Origin of the sequence: Rhizobium sp. PP-F2F-G48 (genome assembly GCF_004342335.1) — a bacterium.
Lineage (GTDB): Bacteria > Pseudomonadota > Alphaproteobacteria > Rhizobiales > Rhizobiaceae > Ferranicluibacter.
This window is the reverse complement of the sequence record NZ_SLVH01000007.1, coordinates 197,222-219,001: the sequence shown is the minus strand read 5'-3', so window position 1 is coordinate 219,001 and position 21,780 is coordinate 197,222. Positions and strand designations below refer to the sequence as shown.

Below are 21,780 nucleotides of genomic sequence, written 5' to 3'. Positions count from 1 at the left end.
CCTCTTCTCATCAGGTCGCATCCACAGCCGTCATGCCGAGAACGAGAGTTGGCCAGAACTCCGAGACGGTGGGATGAATGGGCACGGCCCAGCGCAGATCATCGTAGCGGGCGCCGACATTCATCAGGTCGAGCACGCCGTGAATGGCCTCGTCGCCGCCCGTGCCGAAAATGGCCGCACCCAGAATCTGCCGCGTGTCGGCATCGGCGACGATCTTCATCAAACCTTGCGTCTCGCCTTTCTCGACAGCCCGGCCGACCCGTGTCATCGGCAGTCGGCCGACGAGGATCCGTCTGCCCGAGGCGCGAGCCTCCCGTTCGCTCATTCCGACCCGACCGAGCGGCGGGTCGATATAAAGCGCATAGCCGGGCAGACGATCCGACACTTTGCGCACCTCTCCATCGAGCAGGTTCGCGGCGATGATCTCATAATCGTTATAGGCCGTGTGGGTGAACGCGCCGCGCCCGTTGCAATCGCCCATCGCCCAGATGCCTGGAATGCTGGTGGCGAGCGCATCATCGACGACGATATAGCCGCGGCTGTCCGTCGCCAACCCGGCGGCCTCGAGACCGAGATCGCCGGTATTGGGCGTGCGCCCCGTGGCGAGCAGGATGTCGGATCCGCGAATGTCGGGCTCGCCATCCGTGCAGCTGACGCCGACGACAAGGTCGTCTCCCTCGCGGGAAAAACGGATACACTCCGCCGCGGTCCGGACGTCGATGCCTTCGGCTTCCAGCACCGCCCGGATCGCATCGGAAATGTCCGTGTCTTCCCGCGCGACGAGGCGCGGTCCTTTCTCGACTACGGTGACCGCGGCGCCGAAGCGCCGGTACATCTGGGCGAATTCGAGCCCGATATAGCTGCCGCCGACGACGACGAGGTGTTTCGGCACGCGGTCGAGCATAACGATATCGCTGTTCGTCATGAAGGGCACATCGCGGATGCCCGGGAAATCGGGAATGGCGGCCCGGCCGCCGACATTGATGAAGATCTGCGCGGCCGTCAGACGCTCTTCGTCCACCCGCACGATGGTTCGATCCTCGAAGCGGGCATGGCCGCGGATCAGGGTGCAGTTATCGAGACCCTCGAGCCAGGCCTCGTTGCTTCGGCGGCTGTCGAGCGTGATCTGATGCGCCCGGCGAAAGACGGAGGGCATATCGATGCTGAAATCGCCGCCGACGACCACGCCGAAATCCGCCGCCCGCCGCACGATGTGGGCGGCATGGGCGCTGGCAACGAGCGCTTTGGTCGGCTTGCAGCCGGTGTTGACGCAGGTTCCCCCGACATGCTTGCGCTCGATGATCGCGACGGAGCGGCCGGCAGCCGAAAGACGGGCGGCAAGCGAAGGACCGGCCTGGCCCGCACCGATGATGATCGCGTCGAACGTTCTCATGCGGACAACGATTTGGAAACGAGGACGGGGAGGGCACCGAGAGTCAAAGGTATCAGCAGAAACATGAAATCTCCAAAGGCTGGATCGACGCGTTCAATGCAATCACAGACCGACATTCGGAACAAGGCTGCCGCATGGGGGGCACGTTCCTCACGGGCCGTCTGTCAGCGCGCTGATCCTGTCCGCCCGACCTTCGCTTTCTGCATAGCTGCACTGCAATATTGCATCTCGTAAGGGCATGCGTACGAGGGTATATCTCATTCCAACGAAGCGATGCACCTCCTCCCGCGTCCTTCGTCTCTCGAACGCTCCACTCCTCCTCCCAGGATCGTTCGAAGGAATGGCGGCATCCTCCTCCCAGCCGCCGTTCGGTTCTTATCGGAAAGCCTGCCGCACCTCCTCCCGCGGCAGGCTTTTTCGTTTTGAGCTTTGGCCTGCCTGATTTCAACCGACCCGCCATCCGTAGCTGCCGAACAGCCTAAAGACCGAGATCGAGTTGCGGCTCCTCGCGTGCGTCGGATTCCGAGCCGGCTGTCGTGAGGGAGGACAGCGTAACGCCGAGAAGCCGCACCGGCCGGCGAAAGGGATGGACCGTCGCCAGAAGCTGGTCGGCGACGTCGAGAACATCTTCGATCCGGGCGAAGGCTACGGGAAGCGTTCGCGCACGCGTTGCCTGCGTGAAGTCCGCATATTTTATCTTCACCGTCACGGTCTTGCCGGCGATATCGTGCGCCTCGCAGTAACGCCAGACTTTCTCGGCCAGCGGCCGCAACTCGGCCTCGGCGAGAGCAAGGTCGGAGATATCCTCACTGAACGTGTCTTCCGCGCCGACCGATTTGCGGATGCGATCCGGGCGAACGCGCCGCTCGTCGATCCCCCGCGCGATGCCGTGGAAGTACGCGCCGGACTTGCCGAAATGCTGCTGGAGATAGGCGAGCGGCTTGGTCTTCAGATCCATCCCCGTCTCGATGCCGTGCTTCTTCATCCGCTCGGCGGTCGCAGGACCCACGCCGTGAAATTTCTTGACGGGCAGGGCCTCCACGAAGGCCGGACCGTTTCGGGGCGTGATGACGAACTGCCCGTTCGGCTTTCGCTGATCGGACGCCATCTTGGCCAGGAACTTGTTGTAGCTGATGCCGGCCGAGGCCGTGAGGCCCGTCACGGCGAAAATCCGTGCGCGGATTTCCGCGGCGATCTCGGTCGCAATCTCCATGCCCTTCAAATTTTCGGTCACATCGAGATAGGCCTCATCCAGCGACAGCGGCTCGATCAAGGGCGTGTAATCCGCAAAGATCTCCCTGATCTGCTGGGAGACGGCGCGGTAGACCTCGAAGCGCGGCTTGACGAAGATCAGATCGGGGCATTTGCGTTTGGCGGTGACCGAGGCCATGGCCGAATGCACGCCGAAGACCCGCGCCTCGTAGCTCGCGGCCGCAACCACGCCGCGCGCGGCGGAGCCGCCGACGGCGACAGGCTTGCCGCGAAGCTCGGGATCGTCACGCTGCTCGACGGAAGCATAGAACGCGTCCATATCGACATGGATGATCTTTCGCACCGGCGCATCGCCTGTCGGCGGGGTCGTGGTCGCACCCGGATCGGGTCCAGGGGCCGTCTCGGCAGCCGGAGCGGCCAGCGCTTCGGCGAGTTCGGCCGCTTCGCGCGCCGCCTCTCTTGCTGCCATATCCAGCGTGCCCGGCTGCATGGCTTCAGCTCCACATGCCGCGCATGCGGGCGGCAACGTCGATGCGGATCTCGCGCGCACTGCGTTCCGAAGCGGACGCCGATACCAGCGGCCATGTCGCCTGTTCGAAGAACTGCAGAAGGGTTGCCGGAATAAAGCGGGTCCGCGCGGCATAGACATGCCGGTCGCCCTGCGGATTTTGCCCATGGGTAAAGAAGCGCTGCGGCGTGATCAGCGAAAGACTGTCTTTCGCCCGCGTCATTCCGACATAGAGAAGACGCCGCTCTTCCTCGATTTCCTGCGTGGTCCCGGTTCCAAGATCGGACGGGATGCAGCCATCCACCACGTTCAGCATGAAGACGGAGCGCCATTCCTGTCCCTTGGCGGAATGAATGGTGGAAAGAATGAGATAGTCTTCGTCCAGCAGCGGCACGCCGGCCTGGTCGCTGGTCGCATCCGGCGGATCGAGCGTCAGCTCGGTCAGAAAGCGCTCGCGCGAGCCGTAGCCGCCCGCGATCTGCTCCAGTTGCAGCAAGTCCGCCTTACGGGTCTCCGCATCCTCGTGAAGACGGTCGAGATGCGGCTCGTACCAGATCCGCGCGAGCCCGATATCCGCCGGCCAGCCCGGTCCGGATTTCCGCAGGCTCTCCAGCATGGTGACGAAGGGGCTCCAGTCGTCGCCGGTGCGGGGCGGCGCGGGGATTTCGGCAAGGGCTGCGAGCGGTTCGGGATCCGCCGCGATGGCATCGAGAATCTTGCCTGCCGTCTGCGGCCCCACGCCCGGCAGCATCTGCAGCAGGCGAAAGCCGGCCACGCGGTCCCGCGGGTTCTGGGCAAACCGCAGTACGGCCAGCATGTCCTTCACATGCGCACTGTCGAGGAATTTCAGACCCCCGAATTTGACGAAGGGTATGTTGCGCCGCGTCAGCTCCACTTCGAGGGGCCCGCTGTGATGGGACGACCGGAACAGCACGGCCTGCTGCTTCAGCGTCATGCCGGTCTCGCGATTGGCGAGAATCTGCTCGACGATGAAGGCGGCCTGGTCGGTCTCGTCCTTGACCGTCACCAGCTTCGGTCGCTCGGCCGACTGGCGCTCCGTCCACAGGTTCTTGGTGAAGCGCTCGCGCGCAAGATCGATGACGCCATTGGCTGCGGCGAGAATGGTCTGCGTCGAGCGGTAATTGCGGTCGAGCGTGATCACGTCGGCCGCCGGGCTGAAGGCGCCGGGGAAATCGAGGATATTGCGAACGGTGGCCGCCCGGAATGCGTAGATGGACTGCGCATCGTCGCCGACCACGGTCAGACCCCGGCCGCCGGGCTTCAGCGCCATCAGCACCGAGGCCTGCAACCGGTTCGTATCCTGGTACTCGTCGACCATGACATGGTCGAACCGCTCGCCGATATCCAGGGCAAGGTCGGGGTCGGAGACCATTTGCGCCCAGTAGAGCAGGAGATCGTCGTAATCGAGCACGTTCTGCGCTTGTTTCGCCGCGACATAGGCAGAAAACAGGCTCTTCAACTGCGCCTCCCATCCCGCGACCCAAGGGAAATGCAGACGCAGAACCTCGGCAAGCGGCGCCTGCGAATTCACGACGCGGGAATAGATCGACAGGCAGGTGCCCTTCGTCGGGAACCGGCTTTCCGTCTTGGAGAAACCGAGTTCGTGACGCACCAGGTTCATCAGGTCGGCGCTGTCCTCGCGATCGTGAATGGTGAAGTCGATGTCGAGGCCGATCTGCTCCGCATAGATCCGCAGGAGCCGCGCACCGATCCCGTGAAAAGTACCGGACCAGGCCAGCGCATCGATGAGAACGCCGGCATTGGCCCCGAGCACCTTGCGGCAGATGCGCTCGACCCGCCGCGCCATCTCCGAGGCGGCACGGCGGGAAAACGTCAAGAGAAGAATGCGCCGCGGATCGGCGCCGTGAACGATGAGATGAGCGACACGATGCGCGAGCGTGTTGGTCTTGCCCGATCCGGCACCGGCAATGATCAGGAGCGGCCCGGCGACCGTGTCGGAGGAGGCATCACCCGAAACGATGCCGTGTTCGACGGCCTGGCGTTGCCGCTCGTTCAACGTATCCAGATAGGCTACCGCCACCATGCCGTCTTCCCCGTCCTGCCGACCGCCCAGCCTCGCACAGAATCGGCACGCGAAGGCTTTCGGAACAAATAACGAACATATCAGCCGGGGAAAAGCTTGAACAGGGCCTCGGGGGAAGACCGGTGTGTCCTCCCGAGTGCGGCCAGCTTCAGATCACGCCCTTCTTGAAGATGAAGCAGCCATAGGGGCCGGGATCGGAGGTCCGCACGATCACGAAAGATCGCTTGGCCGCCGCGTAGAACGCGAAGCGCTCCAGCGCCTCCATCGGGATGGCTCGGCCCTGCGACGCATCCACCACGTCCTGCATGGCATCGAAGATCGGCATGCGCGCCTCGGGATCGCCGACGACCTGCATGCGGCTGACCGGCCGTTCGACGAAGGTATCGAGCGGGAACAGCGTCAGAATGGCGCGCGCGGCCTCCGTCAATCCGCAACCGGAGAGGTCCAGCAGGCGGCCGTAAGTCGTGTGGGCTGCAATGGTGGCCGCGGGGTGATTGATGTCGCACAAGACGAGATCGTCGCCATGGCCCATCCGCATCATCGCGTGCATGAGATCCGCGTGGATCACCGGATCGATTCCCTTGAGCATGCCGTCTCCTCCTTCACTCTCACTTCACGATGCTACTATAATTTGTGATGTATCCAAGTCTCTTTCTTCTCAACCGTGCCGAAATGAGGCTCCGACGGTCCTCTCCGTGCTCTCGCGGTCGGAATGGACCCCCCATACAACAAACCTCAACGCATCTGGCGAATAGCAATTTACAACAATGTTATTGTGTGTGAAGTTGCTGACGAACGGCGTCGATGGCGCCGGGGCTGTGAGGGAGTGCACAGCGTAAGTGGGTAGGAGGCCCCCTTTGGCGTCGATGAACATTGAAAACGTCGGTAAGGCCTATGGCAGCCTTGCCGTGATCCATGGCGTGTCCGTGGAGATTCCGGACGGCGAGTTCGTGGTCCTCGTCGGGCCGTCCGGCTGCGGAAAATCCACCTTGCTGCGCATGGTGGCCGGCCTCGAGCCGATTTCCTCGGGCGACATCCGCATCGACGGCAAGGTCGTCAACGACCTGCCGCCGAAGGACCGCGATATCGCCATGGTGTTTCAGAGCTATGCGCTCTATCCGCACAAGACCGTGGCCGACAATATGGGCTTTGCCCTGAAGATGCGCGGCGACGACAAGGCGACGATCGAGGCGCGCGTGCGCAAGGCCGCCGAGATCCTCGATCTCGTTCCCTACCTTGCGCGCTACCCGCGCCAGCTCTCCGGCGGCCAGCGGCAGCGCGTCGCGATGGGGCGGGCGATCGTGCGCGATCCCAAGGTCTTCCTGTTCGACGAACCGCTCTCCAACCTCGATGCCAAGCTGCGCGTGCAGATGCGTGCCGAGATCAAGGAACTGCAGCGGCGCCTCGCAACGACGATGATCTACGTGACGCACGACCAGGTGGAAGCCATGACGATGGCCGACCGGATCGTGGTGTTGCGCGACGGCCGCGTCGAGCAGATCGGCTCGCCGCTCGACCTCTACGACCGCCCGGCCAATGTCTTCGTTGCCGGCTTCATCGGCTCGCCCTCGATGAACCTCATCAAGGGCCGCATCCGTGCCGGCGCAGCCCCGAGCTTCGAGACGGACGACGGCATCGTCCTGCCTCTGACCACGGCCCCTGCAGGCTCCGACGGGCAGCCCGCTTACTACGGCATCCGGCCCGAGCACTTTTCGCTCGGCGGATCTGTGGAAGCCAGGATTTCGGTGATCGAATCCACGGGCTCGGAAACGCAGGTCTTCGCCCGGCTCGGGCAGCAGAAGATCATCGGTGTGTTTCGCGACCGGGTGGCCGGCGACACCGATCAGATCATCACGATGACGCCGAACCCCGCTCTGGTGCACCTGTTCGACGGTGCGTCCGGGCTGCGGCTCGGCTGATTGCGATAGACCGGCGCGCCTGGGCGGGGTGCCGGCATGCCACGCGATGTGGCGCAGATGTTTCACATGGGAGGAGACCATAATGAAAGTCAGTGACTTTGAACGAATGATGGCAATCGGCCTCAGCCGGCGCGCCATTCTGAAGACGGGCGCGAGCCTTGGGGCCGTCGCCGCGGCCAGCACGATGCTCGACGGGCTCGGCGGCTTCAACGCCGCCTTCGCACAGGACGCCTCGTTCCGCAGCCAGCTGCTGCAGATCCCGGGCGTCGGCAAGGGTTCGCCGACAGATGCCGACTGGCAGAAGGTCGGTGAAATGTGCCTGGAGGCGACGAAGAAGAGCGTGAAGCAGGGCGAATTTGCCGGCGTCGAGCTCTCTTTCATGGGTCTCAACAACCAGAACCTTCACAACGTCCTCTTCCGCGGCTTCCTCAAGCCCTGGGAGGATTACACCGGCGCGAAGATCACCTGGATCGACCTTGCACAGGCCGACTATAATCCGCGCCTGCAGCAGGCGATCGCCACCGGCACCGTCGATTTCGATCTCCTGGAGATGGGAGCACCGTTCGAGGGCGACGTCTGCGGCAAGGGCCTCGCCTCCGAGATGCCGGACTGGGTCAAGGCCCAGATCGACATGGACGACTATGTCGACTACCTCAAGGCGCCGGTCGGCACCTGGGACGGCAAGACCTACCGGATCTCGGTGGATGGCGACTGCCACAACTTCAACTACCGCACCGACTATTTCAGCGATGCCGACCTGGCGAAGGCCTGGAAGGACGAGGGACACGAGGGCGAGTGGGGCGTGCCGAAGACCTGGCAGAAGGTCCAGGAGGTCACCAAGTTCCTCAAGGGCAAGACCGTCGGCGGCATGGAAGCCGTCGGTTACCTCGATGCGCCGAAGGCGTGGGGCGGCTTCGGCTTCTACTTCCTCGGCAGCCGCGCGACGGCCTATGCCAAGCATCCCGACGACAAGGCCTGGTTGTTCGACGTCGATACGATGAAGCCGCGCATCAACAACCCCGCCTGGGTTCGCGCCATCCAGGACGTCATCGACGCCCTGCCGTCGGAAGCGGGCGACCAGTTGAACGCCGATCCGGGCACGACCGCTTTCCAGCAGTTCCTTGCCGGCACGGGCTCCATGGTCTCCTGGTGGGGCGATGTGGGTGCAAGCGCGCGCACGAGCGACAGCTCGGTCGTCGGTGACACGATCGGCTTCGACATCCTGCCGGGCTCGGACGACGTCTACAACGCCAAGACCGGCCAATGGGACAAGCTCGCCAGCGGCCCGAACCATGCGCCGAACATGGCCTATCTCGGCTGGGGCGTCTATGTCATGGCCCGCGTCGATAGCGACGAGAAGAAGAAGAAGGCGGCCTGGAGTGCGGCAGCCCATCTCGGCGGCAAGGACCTCGCCCTCTGGACGGCGGCCTATCCCTCGGGCTTCCAGTGCTACCGCAAGAGCCAGTTCGACATCAAGGAATGGGTCTCGGCCGGCTACGACGAGGCGTTCATCACGAGCTACCTCGCCTCGCAGTCGAACTCCTACAACCATCCGAACGCCGCGATCGAACCGCGCATTCCCGGCATCTTCCAGTATTACAGCGTGGCGGAAGACGAACTGGCCAAGGTCTTTGCCGGACAGGCAACGGCACAGGCGGGCGCCGACGCGATCGCGACGGCCTGGGAGAAGATCACCGACCAGCTCGGTCGCGAAAAGCAGGTCGCACTCTACAAGGCTTCGCTCGGAGCCTGACGGACAAAGCCGGGCGGCGCCTGTGCGTCGCCCGGCGCTCTCATTCGTGCATGACGCACTGCTCTGATGTGCGCCCAAGGGTTCGCCGATGTCCCATACAACCATGCCTGCCGGCACAACGCCGTCGTCGGCCGTTCCCGACCGTGCGGAGCTCCAGCTGATTTCCGCAAGGCGCGGCCGTCTGTTGTTCACCGCGGCAACGATCCTCCTCCTTGCCGTGCTCGCTCTGCAGGTGCTCGAAGCCTCCGGCGTCACCGCGATCGGCCTCGTCAGCTGGCGGCCGCTTCTGTTTGCCTACATCCTCTGGGCTGTGGCGCTCTGCGCGGCGCAGATCCTGATCCGGGGCGAGGACGGCCAGCGGGCCGCGTTCGTGCTGCCGGCCGTGCTCTTTACCGTCGCGATGGTGGTCTTCCCGACCGTCTTCGGCCTCTACATCGCCTTTACCGACTGGAACCTGAGCGCGGCAGCCGGGCGACGGTTCAACGGGCTCGACAACCTCCGAACCCTGTTTGCCGATGTCTACTTCTGGAACGCGCTCCTCAACATGGTCTACTACGTCGCGGCCGTGCTGGTGCAATATGCGATCGCCTTCGGCCTGGCGCTGCTCCTGAACGCGGAGATCCGGGCGCGGAAATTCTTCCGGGTCGCGTTCCTCCTGCCGCTGATGCTCAGCCCGGTCGCCGTGAGCTGGATGATCGGCAAGTCGCTGATGGAATATCGTTTCGGCCCCGCGGCGACGCTTGCGCGGCATCTCGGCTGGGATAACCCGGCCTTCTTCTCGACACCCTGGCTCGCGCGGACCTCCATCATCGCGATGGATGCCTGGGTGTCGATCCCCTTCATGATGATCCTGCTCCTCGCCGGCCTTCAGGCCTTGCCTGCCGAGGTCAAGGAAGCCGCCAAGGTGGACGGTGCGTCCGGCTGGCAGAGTTTCAAGGAGATCACCTTCCCGTTGATGCTGCCGGTCAGCATGACCGTGGTCATCCTGCGCATCATCTTCCAGCTGAAGCTCGCCGACATCGTCATCAACGTCACCGCCGGGGGACCGGGCGGCGCGACCGACACGGTCTCCAGCTTCATCTTCCGGGAGTATCGCGATCGATCGAACGTCGGCTACGGCACGATGCTCGCGGAATTCTATCTTGTCGTCATCATCATCTTCGTCGCGCTCATCCTCAAAGGGGCGAGCCGGTGGATGCAGCGTTCGAACTGAGGCCCGCCATGGCAAGCATCCCTTACGCCCCCGCAGGAGACGAAGGCCGGACGAGCCTCTGGTCGCGGCGCCCGCGCTTCATGACGCCGAGCCTGCTCATCTATGCCGCGCTCATCCTCTGGGCGTTCATCTCGCTTTTCCCGATCTACTGGACGATCACCACCTCGTTCAAGACGGCCGTCAATGTGACGCAGGGGCACCTCATTCCCTTCGTGGATTTCACGCCCGACTGGAAAGGATGGCGCTCGCTCGGCCTGTCGCCGGATACGATCTCGGCGCCATCGACCGTGCGCGACGAGTTCGTCCGCCGCTTCTTCAACAGCATCGTCGCCTCGGCGGGCGCCTCGTTCCTCGCCGTCGTCATCGGCTCGCTCGCCGCGTACGGCCTCAGCCGATTCTCGTACAAATTCCTCTGGATGCGCAACAAGGACATTTCGTTCTTCTTCCTGTCGCAGCTTATCCTGCCCCCCGTCGTTCTCGCCATGCCGTTCCTCGTTCTCTACAAGCATCTCATGCTGCTCGACACGCTGGTCGGCCTTATCCTCGTCTACACGCTGATGGTTCTGCCCATCGTGATCTGGATCATGCGCGACCAGTTCGATACGATCCCGCTCGAACTCGAACAGGCCGCCCTGGTCGACGGATGCTCGATCTGGGGCGCCTTCCTGCGCATCGTTCTGCCGATCGCGCTGCCGGGCATGGTGGCGGCGTTCATTCTCTCCGTCATCCTCTGCTGGAACGAGTATTTCTTCGCGGCACTGCTGACGAGCTCCAATGCGAAGACGCTGCCGGTGATGGTCGCAAGCCAGACGGGATCGCAGGGCATCAACTGGTGGTCGATGGCGGCGATCGCCACCGCGGCAATCATGCCTTTGGTGCTGGTCGGAATCTTCCTGGAGCGTTACATCGTGAAAGGCCTCACGGCGGGCGCCGTGAAATAGGCTGACAAGGGTCGCGGCGAGGGCCGCGACCAAGACGCAATGGGAGGCATTCATGCTGAAGAACATTCATCCGGCGCTCAGCGCCGACGTCCTGCACGCACTGCGATCGATGGGGCATGGCGATACGCTCGTCGTCTCGGACACCAATTTCCCGACCGACAGCGTCGGCCGGCAGACGGTGATCGGACGGCCGCTGACGATGGCCAATCTGAGCGCGCCGCAGGCCATCGCCGCGATTCTCTCGGTGCTGCCGCTCGATACGCCGCTGCAGAACTCCGCGGGACGCATGGAAGTCATGGGCGCACCGGACGAACAGCCGGACGTGCAGCGTGACGTGCAGGCGGAGATCGATCGCGCGGAAGGCAAGCCTTGCCCGATGTACGGCATCGAGCGCTTCGCCTTTTACGATCTGGCAAAGAAGGCCTATTGCGTCATCTCGACCGGCGAGACGCGCTTCTACGGCTGCTTCCTCTTCACGAAAGGTGTCATTCCGCCCGCCGGCGCGTAAAGCCCACGCCCTCAAGGCCACGAAGACGTCGGCCGGCGGAACGCTGCCCGGCCGACGTCCGACACGGGACTCTACGGCTCCGCACCTGAAATTGCCGTTGGGACCATCGAATTGGTGCGATGCACAACAGATTTAAACTTTACAACTTTTATATTTGATGTGAAGTTGGCTCACGAACAAACCGATGTGAGCCCCTGCCGTGACCGATCTCAAATTTGCGACCCGCCTCAATTCCTTCGCATCGCGCCCGCAGGCCGAATGGCCGGATCTTGTGGGTAAACCGAGCGTCATGCAGATGGTTGCGCGTGCGGCGAAGGTGGATGGCCTGACCGACCTCGACCTCAATTATCCCGACCACGGTGCCGACAAACCGGCGGAACTGGCCCGTCGCATCCAAGATCTTGGCCTTTCGGTCAATGGCTTCGCCATGCGCTACTACACCAATCCCGCCTTCAAGATCGGTGCTTTCACCAATCCGGACGCCGCCGTTCGTCGTGAAGCGATCGAGCTGACGAAAAAGGGCATCGACGCCACCCGCGAAGCCGGCGCCAAGCTGATGACGCTCTGGCTCGGCCAGGATGGTTTCGATTACGCGTTCCAGGCAGATTACGCGACGCTTTGGCAACACGAAATCGACGGTATTCGTGAAGTTTGCGAACATGATCCGGAATGCCTGATCAGCATCGAATATAAGCCGAACGAGCCGCGCTCTTACAGCCTGATGCCCGACTGCGCGACGACGCTGCTCGCGATCAAGGACGTCGGACTGCCGAACCTCGGCGTGACGCTCGACTTCGCCCATGTGCTCTACGCCGACGAACAGCCGGCCTTCGCCGCAGCGCTCATTGCCCGCTACAGCCGCGTCCTCGGCGTTCACCTCAATGATGGCTACGCCAAGCGCGACGACGGCCTGATGGTCGGTTCGGTCCATCCCCAGCAGACGATCGAGCTTCTCCGCCAGATCCGCCGCGACGGATATGACGGCGCGATCTATTTCGATACGTTCCCCGACATGACCGGTCTCGATCCGGTCCACGAATGCGAGGTGAACATCCAGACCGTCAAGCGCATGCTGAAGGTCGTGGACCGCCTCGAACAGGACAATCGCCTTTCCGGCGCGATTGACCGCCAGGACGCCGTTTCCGCACAGGCCGTCGTCCAGGAGCTGATGCTCGGCAACTGAAGTCGCTTACGCCTGCAACATTTTGAACATTGGAACCGGCATGCCACGGCGCATGTGGGACGATGAAACTCGGGAGGAAACCATGAAGACATTTCTGAAGACAACGATCGCCGCCGGCTTTGCCGCCAGCCTCTTGTTCGGCGCGGCATTCGCGCAGGACCTCGCGCCGCTGAACTCCGACACCGAAAAGGACCGGATCGACTGGTCGCAGGTCGAAGCCAAGTTCGGCGCGTTCCCCAAGGTGCCGGAAGGCACGAAGGCCGGCGCCGTTTCCAAGACGCTGACCAACGAATACTGGCGCTCGCTCGGAGAGGGCTATGAGGCTTTCGGCAAGGCGCACAACGTGCCCGTCGTCTACCAGGCGGCGCAGAGCGAAGGCGACCAGCTCGGTCAGCTGACGATCGCCGAAGGCATGATCACGCAGGGCTACAACGTGCTGCTCGTCTCGCCCCAGACGGATGCGAACCTGCAGCCGGTGATGGAACAGGCCAAGGCTGCCAACATCCCGGTCGTCAACGTCAACGACGCCGTCATTCCGCAGGCCGAGCACTATGTCGGTAACGTCCAGCGCGACAACGGCGTGCGCGTCGCCAAGTGGTTCATCGAGAACCGCCCGCAGGGCGGCAAGGTCGCGATCGTCGAGGGCCAGGCCGGCGTCTACGCCGCCGTTCAGCGGACGGACGGCTTCAAGTCGACCATCACCGAGAACGGCAAGTTCGAGGTCGTCGCCAGCGTTCCCGGTAACTGGGATCGCCAGACGTCCTACGACGCCGCCACCAACATTCTCAACCAGCATCCCGATCTCGTCGGCTTCTATGCCAACAATGACGGCATGGCGCTCGGCATCGTCGAGGCCGTGAAGGCTGCCGGCCTGCAGGACAAGGTTGCCGTGTTCGGGACCGACGGCATTTCGGATGCCTACGCATCGATCAAGGCAGGCGAACTCACCGGCACCGTCGACAGCTTCCCGGTTCTTACCGGCGAAGTGGCGCTGGAAACCGCGCTGCGCCTCGTTGCCGGTCAGAAGCTGCCCCGCGTCGTCGCCACACCGCAGGCGCTGATCACCGCCGACAACCTCGCCAAGTACCAGGGCGAAGGCGTCGACGTGCGCAAGGTGCTGATGGAAGACGCCAAGGCTGCGAAGTAAGCACGAGATCGAGACGCCGGCACCCGTCGGCGTCTCTTTCGCAAAGGGCAGGAGAGACCGATGAGCACCGTTGCACGATTGCGTTTTCAGGGAATTACCAAGGCTTTCCCTGGGGTCAAGGCGCTGTCGGATGTCTCCTTCGACGTCCAGCCCGGCGAGATCCATGGTCTGCTCGGCGAAAACGGCGCCGGCAAATCGACGCTTCTGCGAATTCTCTCCGGCGTTTTCAAGCCGACCTCCGGGACCGTCCTTGTCGATGAGATCCCGGTCACCTTCAAGAAGCCGATGGATGCCCGCACGGCGGGAATTGCGATGATCCATCAGGAGTTGCAGCAGGTTCCGCACCTCACCGTGGCGCAGAACATGTTTCTCGGACATTCCGTCACGAAAGCCGGCGGCCTTCTGGTCGCGCGCCGCGAACAGGAGCGCCGCGCCGCCGAAGCCCTGGCGATGCTCGATCCGGGCATCGATCCCGGCGCGCCCATTTCCACGCTCAAGGTCGCGCAGCGCCAGATCGTCGAGATCGGCCGCGCCCTGCTCGACAAGGCCCGCATCATCGCGATGGACGAGCCGACGTCCAGCCTGACGCCGAGCGAGTTCGAGCGGCTGGCCGAGGTCATCGCCCGTCTTGCGGCAAGCGGCGTCTCGATCGTCTACGTCTCCCACAAGATGGACGAAGTTTTTCGCATCTGCCAGCGCGCCAGCATCATGCGCGACGGACGCCTGATCGATGTGGTCGATCTTTCCAAGGTCTCGCACACCGACGTGATCACCATGATGGTGGGGCGCGAACTGATGCAGGACGCTCATGTCTCGCATGCGACGCCGACCGTGAAGCTGCAAGCGAAGAACCTCACCTCGCCGAAGATCCGCGACGTCTCCTTCAGCGTGCGCAAGGGCGAAGTCGTCGGCATTGCCGGTCTGGTCGGCTCCGGCCGGACGGAACTCTTGCGCCTGATCGCCGGCGTCGATCGCCTGTCCGGCGGCAGCCTCGAGATCGACGGCAAGCCGGTGACGCTCGCCAACCCGCGCGATGCGATCGCGGCCGGCATCGGCCTCGTGCCGGAGGAGCGCAAGCGTGACGGCATCGTGCCCGGGCGCTCCGTGGCGCTCAACATGGCGCTCGCCTCCCTTCCGGCGTTCTCCCGCAGCGGCTTCATCTCGAAAGGCCGGCTGAAGACGACCGCGAACGACCTCCTCAAGCGCGTCAACCTGCGCCCCTTTCTGCTCGACCGGCCGATCCGGCTGTTCAGCGGCGGCAACCAGCAGAAGGCGATCATCGCCCGCTGGCTTGCGGCCCGCTCCGAAATCCTGCTGTTTGACGAACCCACACGCGGCATCGATGTCGGCGCGAAGTCGGAGATCTACCATCTCATCGAGGCCCTGGCGGCCGAGGGACGATCGATCGTCGTGGTTTCCTCCGAGTTGCCGGAGGTCATCCGACTGTCCGACCGCGTGCTCGTGATGCGGGACGGACAGATCGCCGCAGAGTTGCCCCGCGAGGGCCTGAGCGAGAGCGTGATCGTTGCCCATGCCATTCCCGGCGTCGCCGAGACCGCGCCGGCTGCCTGAAACACCATTTCGACCAAGTGAACGTTGAAGAAGACGAATAGGACACTGCCATGACCCCCTCCGCTGCCGCTCCGGCCGAAAAGACCGCATCGGGCTTTGGCCGTTTCTCCTTCTCGCTGCGCGATGCCGGCACGCTGATCGGCCTCGTCGTCATCGTCGCCGTCTTCGCCACGCTCGTCCCCGGCTTCCTGTCGGAGCGAAACCTGATCAACATCCTCCAGCAATCGAGCATCAATGCCTGCCTCGCGCTCGGCATGACGCTCGTCATCATTTCCGGCGGCATCGATCTCTCGGTCGGCCCGACGGCGGCGATCTCCGCGGTCATCACCGCCACGCTGCTTCTGGCGGGAACGCCGATCCCGCTGGCGATCCTTGCCGGCCTTGGAATCGGCGTCCTCTGCGGCTTCATCAATGGGGTGCTCGTCGCCTATGTCGGCCTGCAACCCTTTATCGTCACGCTCGGCACGCTCAGCACCTATCGGGCGCTGGCGCTGATCTACACCGGCGGCAATCCGGTTCTGGGCATCCCGCCGGGCTTCCGCCAGCTCTTCAACGGCGCCCTGTTCGGCATTCCCACGCCCATCCTCATCGTCGCCGTCGTTGCGATTGCGGCCTGGGTGCTGCTGACGAAGACGCCGATCGGCGAGTATCTGATGGCTGTCGGCGGCAACGAGGAAGCGGCCTATGTCGCCGGCGTTCCCATCGCCCGCACCAAGATTACCGCCTATGTCATTTCCGGCGGACTCGCCGCTCTCGCGTCGCTCATCCTCATCGGCCGTCTCGGCGCTGCCGAACCGATCCTCGGCAACCTGTGGGAACTCGATGCGATCGCGGCGGCGGCCATCGGCGGGGCTTCGCTGATGGGCGGCAAGGGCAGCATCGTCGGCACCATTCTCGGCGCCATCATCCTCGGCACCATGCGCAACGGACTGACATTGATGAATGTGCAGGCGTTCTACCAACTTCTCGCAACCGGCCTTATAATCCTCGTCGCCATGATGATTGATCGTGCAACGAGGGGACGGGGATGAATACGGAAAGCTTCGACATGAAGGCAGTTGGGCCGCGCATCCGGATGATGATGCCGCTGCTGACCCCGCTCGAAGCAAAAGTGGTCGACACGGTTTTCGGCCTGCGCGATTTCAACGACGAGACGTCACTGAAGAAGATCGCGGCCGAGGCCGGCGTCTCCGAGGCGATGGTCGTGAAGATCACGAAGAAGCTCGGCTTTGCCGGCTACCGCGACTTTCGCGCGGCCGTCAGCCTCTACAACAGCCAGCCGACGGCGGAAATGCACCGGGAACTCTCGGTGGACGATACGTCGCAGGAAATCGTGCAGAAGGTCTTCCGCACCTCGATCCATGCGCTCGAGGAAACGCTGGCGATCCTCGACATGGCCGCCTTCGACCGGGCGGCGGACCTGATCCATACGGGAAGCCAGCGCGATTTCTACGGCGTCGGCGGCTCGGCCCAGATCGCCCGCGATGTATCGCATAAATTCCTGCGCATCGGCGTCCGGGCCAATGTCTTCGACGACAGCCACATGATGCTGATGTCGGCATCCTTGTTGAAGGAGGGCGACATCGCGGTCGGTTTCTCCCATTCGGGCAATACGACGGCGGTCATCGAAGGCATCCAACTCGCCCGCCGCAATGGCGCGAGCACCATCGCCATCACCAACTACGGCGGATCGGCGCTCGCCCAGGCCGCGGATATCGTGCTCTGCTCGACCGCGCAGGGCTCCCCCCTGATGGGCGAGAACGCCGCCGCGCGAATCGCCCAGCTCAACATTCTCGATGCGATTTTCGTCGCCGTCGCCCAGCGCGATTACCGCGCGGCGGAACGCAACCTCAAGCAGACGATGTCTGCCGTCAGCTCCAAGCGAAAAGATAGACTTCCATGACATCCACCCCCCGCGTCACCGTCTTTGGCAGCCTGCATTACGATATCGCGGTTTTCGGCCCGGCCCGGCCGCGCAAGGGCGAGACGGTGACAGGCTCGGCCTGGCATCCGAAGAGTGGCGGCAAGGGTGGCAACCAGGCGGTCTCCGCGGCCAAGACAGGCATTGCGACATCCATGATCGGCGCCGTCGCCGCGGATGACTTTGGGCGTTTCCTGATCGACAATCTGGCGCGCAAGGGCGTCGATCACCGCTTCGTCGCCCGGGACGCCCGGCGCGCAACCGGCATGAGCGTCGCGATCTTCGATGACGAAGGCGACTATGGCGCCGTTATCGTCTCCGGCAGCAATCTGGACCTTGGCGAGAGCCATCTGGAGGCCGCCTCGGAGGTTCTCGCCGAGACCGCGATTCTCGTTCTGCAGAACGAAATCCCGGATGCGGCCAACGTTCTCGCCGCGCGCCGCGTGAAGGCAGCCGGGGGTCTCGTTCTCCTCAACGCCGCTCCGGCGCGCCCTCTTTCCGACGCGCTCAAGTCGCTGGTCGACATCCTCGTCGTCAACGCCATCGAGGCGGAGATGCTGGCCGGGGTCGGCGTCGTGGAAACGCTGGAGGGTGCCCTCTCGGCAGCGCGCATTCTCAAGACGAGCTATCCGCAGGTCGTCGTCACGGCCGGTGGTGCCGGCGTCGCGGCCGTCGATGCAGACGGTCGCGAGATCACGATCGACCCGGTCAAGGTAAAGGTCGAAAGCACGCACGGCGCCGGCGACGAATTCATCGGCATGCTCGCAGCGCAGACCGCACGCGGCCTGTCGCTCGATCGTGCCCTTGCCGATGCGAACACGGCAGCGGCGCACCTCGTGGCGACGCCGGAGTCCGAGCGCTAGCCTTTTTCCGGCCGAGGCCGGATGCGTCGGCGGCGGATTGCGCCGCAGGACCAGCCTCGCAGCCTTCGTTTACCAACGACGTCGGAGATCCGTCGGATCGACTCGGACCCTCTGTCCTGTAACGTGGCACCGACGAAAGTCCGTATTCGTCCCCGCCGATACGCTCCAAACTCTTCAGGAACGCCCGCCAGGGGATGTCGGCGACGCCTACGGCGGTGGATTGCGCATGGCAAGCCGTCGGGCGTGAGCGGGACAGACTTGACAAAGCTGATCTGCCGTCCTCAATTGGCAGGATGTCAGACCAATTCTATCGCCTTGGATTTTCGTTGTGAGTGCGCTCTCCCGCGCAGCAACACGTATCGATCCGCTGCCGCCGATTAATCGGGCGCAGCAGGTGGAGACGGCGCTCGCGCAGTATGTCGAGCATGCCGGCCTGAAGGCAGGGGACCGCCTGCCGGCCGAGCGCGAACTCATGCTGGCGCTCAGCGTCGGTCGCTCGACCATTCGCGAGGCGATCGGCAAGTTCCAGGCGCTCGGCGTCGTCGAGAGCCGCAAGGGTAGCGGCAATTACCTGCTGAAGCCGATCTCCGCCGGCACCGTTCACATGCCGCTCTCCTTCGAGTCCGGCGGTCTTCGCGATGCGCTTCTGATGACGCTCGAGGTTCGTCGTGGGATCGAGGTCGAGGCGTCCATGGCCGCTGCGCGTCGCCGGACCGATGCCGATCTGCAGATCATCGAGGCCCGCCTTGACGAGATGGAGAGGGTGCATCTCGCCGAGGGCACCTCGGGCAAGGCGGATCTTGCTTTCCACCTGTCGATCTACGATGCCACGCACAATCCCCTGTTTGGTCAGCTGCTGGAGCAGATGCGCGGCGGCTTCGAGCGCTTCTGGTCGAAGCCATTCGATCGCCCGGATTTCGCGGCACGCTCCTTTCCCTTCCACCGGACGCTTTTCAACGCAATCGCCGCCGGCGATGCGGAGGCTGCGCGCATGGAAACTCTAAAGATCCTCGCCATCGTCGAGGAAGATATCAAGGACATGTCGAAATGACCCCAGGTCACGATCTCTTCGATCCTGCCGCGCTGATCGTCGCCCATGACGAGACCCACGCCTTCGAGGCCGTCGTGCCGCCGATCGTGCAAACCTCGCTCTTCACCTTTTCGAGCTATGACGAGATGGTCGCGACCTATCGCGGCGAGCGCAACCGGCCCGTCTACACCCGCGGCCTGAACCCCACCGTCCGTCTGTTCGAAGAGATGCTGGCCAAGTTGGAAGGCGCGGAAGATGCGCTCGGATTTGCCAGCGGCATGGCGGCGATCTCCTCGACCGTGCTCTCCTTCGTGGAGCCCGGCGACCGGATCGTTGCCGTCCGGCATCTCTACCCCGATGCCTTCCGGCTGTTCGGCACCTTCTTCAAGCGCATGAACATCGCCGTCACCTATGTCGACGGTCGCGACGAGGCAGCGGTCGAAGCGGCGATGCCGGGTGCCAAGCTCTTCTACATGGAAAGCCCGACGAGCTGGGTGATGGAAGCGCATGATGTCGGCGCGCTCGCAGCCATCGCCCGCCGTCACGGCGCGATTTCCGTCATCGACAATTCCTGGGCGAGCCCGATCTTCCAGCAGCCTTTGTCGCTCGGCTGCGATCTCGTGCTGCATTCGGCGTCAAAGTATCTCGGCGGTCACAGCGACGTCGTCGCCGGCGTCGTGGCCGGCCCGAAGGCGCTGATCGACCGCATCCGGGGCGAGGCCTATCCCTATCTCGGCGGCAAGCTCTCGCCGTTCGATGCCTGGCTGATCGTGCGCGGCCTGCGCACGCTGCCCATCCGCATGAAGCAGCATCAGGCGTCCGCGCTGGAGATCGCCACGCGCCTTCAGGCCATGGATGCGGTGGAGACCGTGTGCCATCCGGGCCTAGCGAACCGGCTGCCGCCGGGGCTTAACGGCACGTCCGGCCTGTTTTCCTTCATTTTTCGCGAAGGCGTCGATGTTCGCGCCTTTGCCGACCGGCTGAAGCTCTTCAAGCTCGGCGTTTCCTGGGGCGGGCACGAGAGCCTGATCGTCCCCGGAGACGTCGTGCTGGAGCAGAAAGCACAGCCCAATTCCGCCCACACCTTCGGCATCAGTGCCCGCTCCGTCCGCCTGCATGTGGGACTGGAAGGGACCGAGGCGCTCTGGGCCGATCTCGAACCCGCCATCCACGCCGCGACCAACGCGGCGGCGGCCTGACACTGCCATATCAATCAAAAAAAGGGAGAACAGCATGAAACGCCTGATCGCAGCCACACTCTTCACCGCCCTGATGGCCGGTACGGCCCTGGCCGATACCACCCTGAAGCTCGTCGAGGTCATCACCAGCCCCGAGCGCACCGAGACGCTGAAAAGCATCGTCTCCAAGTTCGAGAGCGCCAATCCGGGCACCAAGGTCGAGATCGTCTCGCTTCCCTGGAGCGACGCCTTCCAGAAATTCGCGACCATGGTCTCGGCCGGCGACGTGCCGGATGTCATCGAGATGCCGGACACATGGCTCTCGCTCTATGCCAATAACGGCATGCTGGAGAGCCTGGAACCCTATCTGAAGGAGTGGGAACACACCAAGGATCTCAGCGCCCGCACGCTGGAGCTCGGCCGCGACGTCAAGGACACGGCCTATATGCTGCCCTATGGCTTCTATCTCCGGGCGATGTTCTACAACAAGAAGCTGCTGGAACAGGCTGGCGTCACCGAACCGCCGAAGACGCTCGAAGAATTTGCCGACGCGTCCAAGAAGGTGTCCGCCATTCCCGGCAAGTATGGCTACTGCCTGCGCGGCGGTCCCGGCGGGCTGAACGGCTGGGTGATGTTCGGCGCCAGCATGGCCGGCTCCAACAGCTTCTTCAACGAAGACGGCACCTCGACCTTCGACAGCCCCGGCTGGGTCAAGGGCCTCACCTATGTGGTCGATCTCTACAAGAACGGCTATGCGCCCAAGGACAGCGTCAACTGGGGCTTCAACGAGATCGTCGCCGGCTTCTACTCCGGCACCTGCGCCTTCCTCGACCAGGATCCGGACGCGCTGATCGCCATCGCGCAGCGCATGAAGGCCGAAGACTTCGGCGTCATGACCATGCCGAAGGGCCCTGACGGCAAGACCTTCCCGACCATCGGCTTCGCCGGCTGGTCGATGATGGCGTCTTCCGCCAACAAGGATCTGTCCTGGAAGCTGATCTCGACGCTTGAAGGGCCGGAAGGCAATATCGAGTGGAACAAGAAGACCGGCGCGCTGCCGGCGCTGACGACGGCCGAGAAGGATCCGTTCTACCAGAGCGAACAGTTCAAGGGCTGGTTTGCCGAGCTGGCGGACACCAACGCCGTTCCCACGACGATGCCGACCTACCTCGAGGAATTCGCCTTCTTCAAGGACTCGCTCGTCATCAAGACCTCCCAGGAAGCCCTGCTCGGCGACATCACGCCGGAAGAGCTTGCCAAGCAGTGGGCGGATTACATGACGAAGGCGCAGAAGAAGTTCCTCGCGTCGAAGTAAGCCTTCTCGACGTCCCGGCGCGCAACCATTGCGCGCGCCGGGTCTCGCCTTCCAAGACA

Annotated in this window: 18 protein-coding genes; 14 read left to right on the top strand and 4 right to left on the bottom strand. The window is 63.7% G+C overall.

The window, feature by feature from the left end; all coding sequences use genetic code 11:
- Positions 1 to 10 precede the first annotated feature (10 nt).
- The 4 genes from C8J36_RS17015 to C8J36_RS17000 all read right to left on the bottom strand — a co-directional run bounded on the left by C8J36_RS17015 (position 11) and on the right by C8J36_RS17000 (position 5,767).
- Positions 11 to 1,393, bottom strand: a complete 1,383-nt coding sequence (locus C8J36_RS17015; RefSeq protein WP_132536589.1) for an FAD-containing oxidoreductase — start codon at positions 1,391 to 1,393, stop codon at positions 11 to 13.
- 478 nt (positions 1,394 to 1,871) lie between these two features.
- A complete protein-coding gene (dinB, locus tag C8J36_RS17010) occupies positions 1,872 to 3,095 on the bottom strand; it encodes a DNA polymerase IV (RefSeq protein ID WP_281029246.1) in 1,224 nt (407 codons plus the stop codon).
- A gap of 4 nt (positions 3,096 to 3,099) precedes the next feature.
- Entirely contained in the window at positions 3,100 to 5,178 is a 2,079-nt protein-coding gene (locus tag C8J36_RS17005; RefSeq protein WP_207897541.1) for an ATP-dependent helicase, read from the bottom strand.
- A gap of 148 nt (positions 5,179 to 5,326) precedes the next feature.
- Positions 5,327 to 5,767, bottom strand: coding sequence for an RbsD/FucU domain-containing protein (locus tag C8J36_RS17000; RefSeq protein ID WP_132536588.1), 441 nt, complete (start codon positions 5,765 to 5,767; stop codon positions 5,327 to 5,329).
- Between the two features lie 268 nt (positions 5,768 to 6,035).
- Between C8J36_RS17000 and ugpC the strand changes: the two genes are divergently transcribed.
- From ugpC to C8J36_RS16930, 14 genes are all read left to right on the top strand, one after another.
- On the top strand, positions 6,036 to 7,097 hold the full coding sequence (ugpC, locus tag C8J36_RS16995; RefSeq protein WP_062596193.1) for a sn-glycerol-3-phosphate ABC transporter ATP-binding protein UgpC: 1,062 nt from the start codon (positions 6,036 to 6,038) through the stop codon (positions 7,095 to 7,097).
- Positions 7,098 to 7,179: 82 nt separating this feature from the next.
- Positions 7,180 to 8,850 carry a sugar ABC transporter substrate-binding protein gene (locus tag C8J36_RS16990; RefSeq protein ID WP_132536587.1) on the top strand — a complete coding sequence of 557 codons (1,671 nt, stop codon included), beginning with the start codon at positions 7,180 to 7,182 and terminating at the stop codon, positions 8,848 to 8,850.
- Between the two features lie 103 nt (positions 8,851 to 8,953).
- Entirely contained in the window at positions 8,954 to 10,063 is a 1,110-nt protein-coding gene (locus C8J36_RS16985; RefSeq protein ID WP_132536656.1) for a sugar ABC transporter permease, read from the top strand.
- An 80-nt stretch (positions 10,064 to 10,143) separates the two neighbouring features.
- Complete coding sequence (locus C8J36_RS16980; protein ID WP_062596237.1) at positions 10,144 to 11,004, top strand: carbohydrate ABC transporter permease; 861 nt, start codon at positions 10,144 to 10,146, stop codon at positions 11,002 to 11,004.
- A 52-nt stretch (positions 11,005 to 11,056) separates the two neighbouring features.
- Positions 11,057 to 11,512: an RbsD/FucU family protein gene (locus C8J36_RS16975; RefSeq protein ID WP_062596190.1), complete on the top strand. Its 456-nt coding sequence runs from the start codon at positions 11,057 to 11,059 to the stop codon at positions 11,510 to 11,512.
- Positions 11,513 to 11,711: 199 nt separating this feature from the next.
- Positions 11,712 to 12,695, top strand: coding sequence for a sugar phosphate isomerase/epimerase family protein (locus C8J36_RS16970; RefSeq protein ID WP_062596189.1), 984 nt, complete (start codon positions 11,712 to 11,714; stop codon positions 12,693 to 12,695).
- An 82-nt stretch (positions 12,696 to 12,777) separates the two neighbouring features.
- Complete coding sequence (locus C8J36_RS16965; RefSeq protein WP_062596188.1) at positions 12,778 to 13,842, top strand: substrate-binding domain-containing protein; 1,065 nt, start codon at positions 12,778 to 12,780, stop codon at positions 13,840 to 13,842.
- Between the two features lie 60 nt (positions 13,843 to 13,902).
- Positions 13,903 to 15,414, top strand: coding sequence for a sugar ABC transporter ATP-binding protein (locus C8J36_RS16960; RefSeq protein WP_132536585.1), 1,512 nt, complete (start codon positions 13,903 to 13,905; stop codon positions 15,412 to 15,414).
- Between the two features lie 50 nt (positions 15,415 to 15,464).
- Complete coding sequence (locus C8J36_RS16955) at positions 15,465 to 16,445, top strand: ABC transporter permease (RefSeq protein ID WP_062596186.1); 981 nt, start codon at positions 15,465 to 15,467, stop codon at positions 16,443 to 16,445.
- A complete protein-coding gene (locus C8J36_RS16950) occupies positions 16,442 to 17,317 on the top strand; it encodes a MurR/RpiR family transcriptional regulator (RefSeq protein ID WP_132536584.1) in 876 nt (291 codons plus the stop codon). The genes C8J36_RS16955 and C8J36_RS16950 overlap by 4 nt, the downstream gene beginning before the upstream one ends.
- Entirely contained in the window at positions 17,314 to 18,198 is an 885-nt protein-coding gene (locus tag C8J36_RS16945) for a ribokinase (RefSeq protein WP_132536583.1), read from the top strand. The genes C8J36_RS16950 and C8J36_RS16945 overlap by 4 nt, the downstream gene beginning before the upstream one ends.
- A gap of 358 nt (positions 18,199 to 18,556) precedes the next feature.
- Positions 18,557 to 19,249, top strand: coding sequence for a FadR/GntR family transcriptional regulator (locus C8J36_RS16940; RefSeq protein WP_132536654.1), 693 nt, complete (start codon positions 18,557 to 18,559; stop codon positions 19,247 to 19,249).
- On the top strand, positions 19,246 to 20,427 hold the full coding sequence (locus tag C8J36_RS16935) for a PLP-dependent transferase (RefSeq protein WP_132536582.1): 1,182 nt from the start codon (positions 19,246 to 19,248) through the stop codon (positions 20,425 to 20,427). The genes C8J36_RS16940 and C8J36_RS16935 overlap by 4 nt, the downstream gene beginning before the upstream one ends.
- 34 nt (positions 20,428 to 20,461) lie before the next feature.
- Positions 20,462 to 21,721 (top strand): sugar ABC transporter substrate-binding protein, encoded by a 1,260-nt coding sequence (locus tag C8J36_RS16930; protein ID WP_132536581.1) that lies wholly within the window; start codon positions 20,462 to 20,464, stop codon positions 21,719 to 21,721.
- The last annotated feature ends 59 nt before the right edge of the window (positions 21,722 to 21,780 follow it).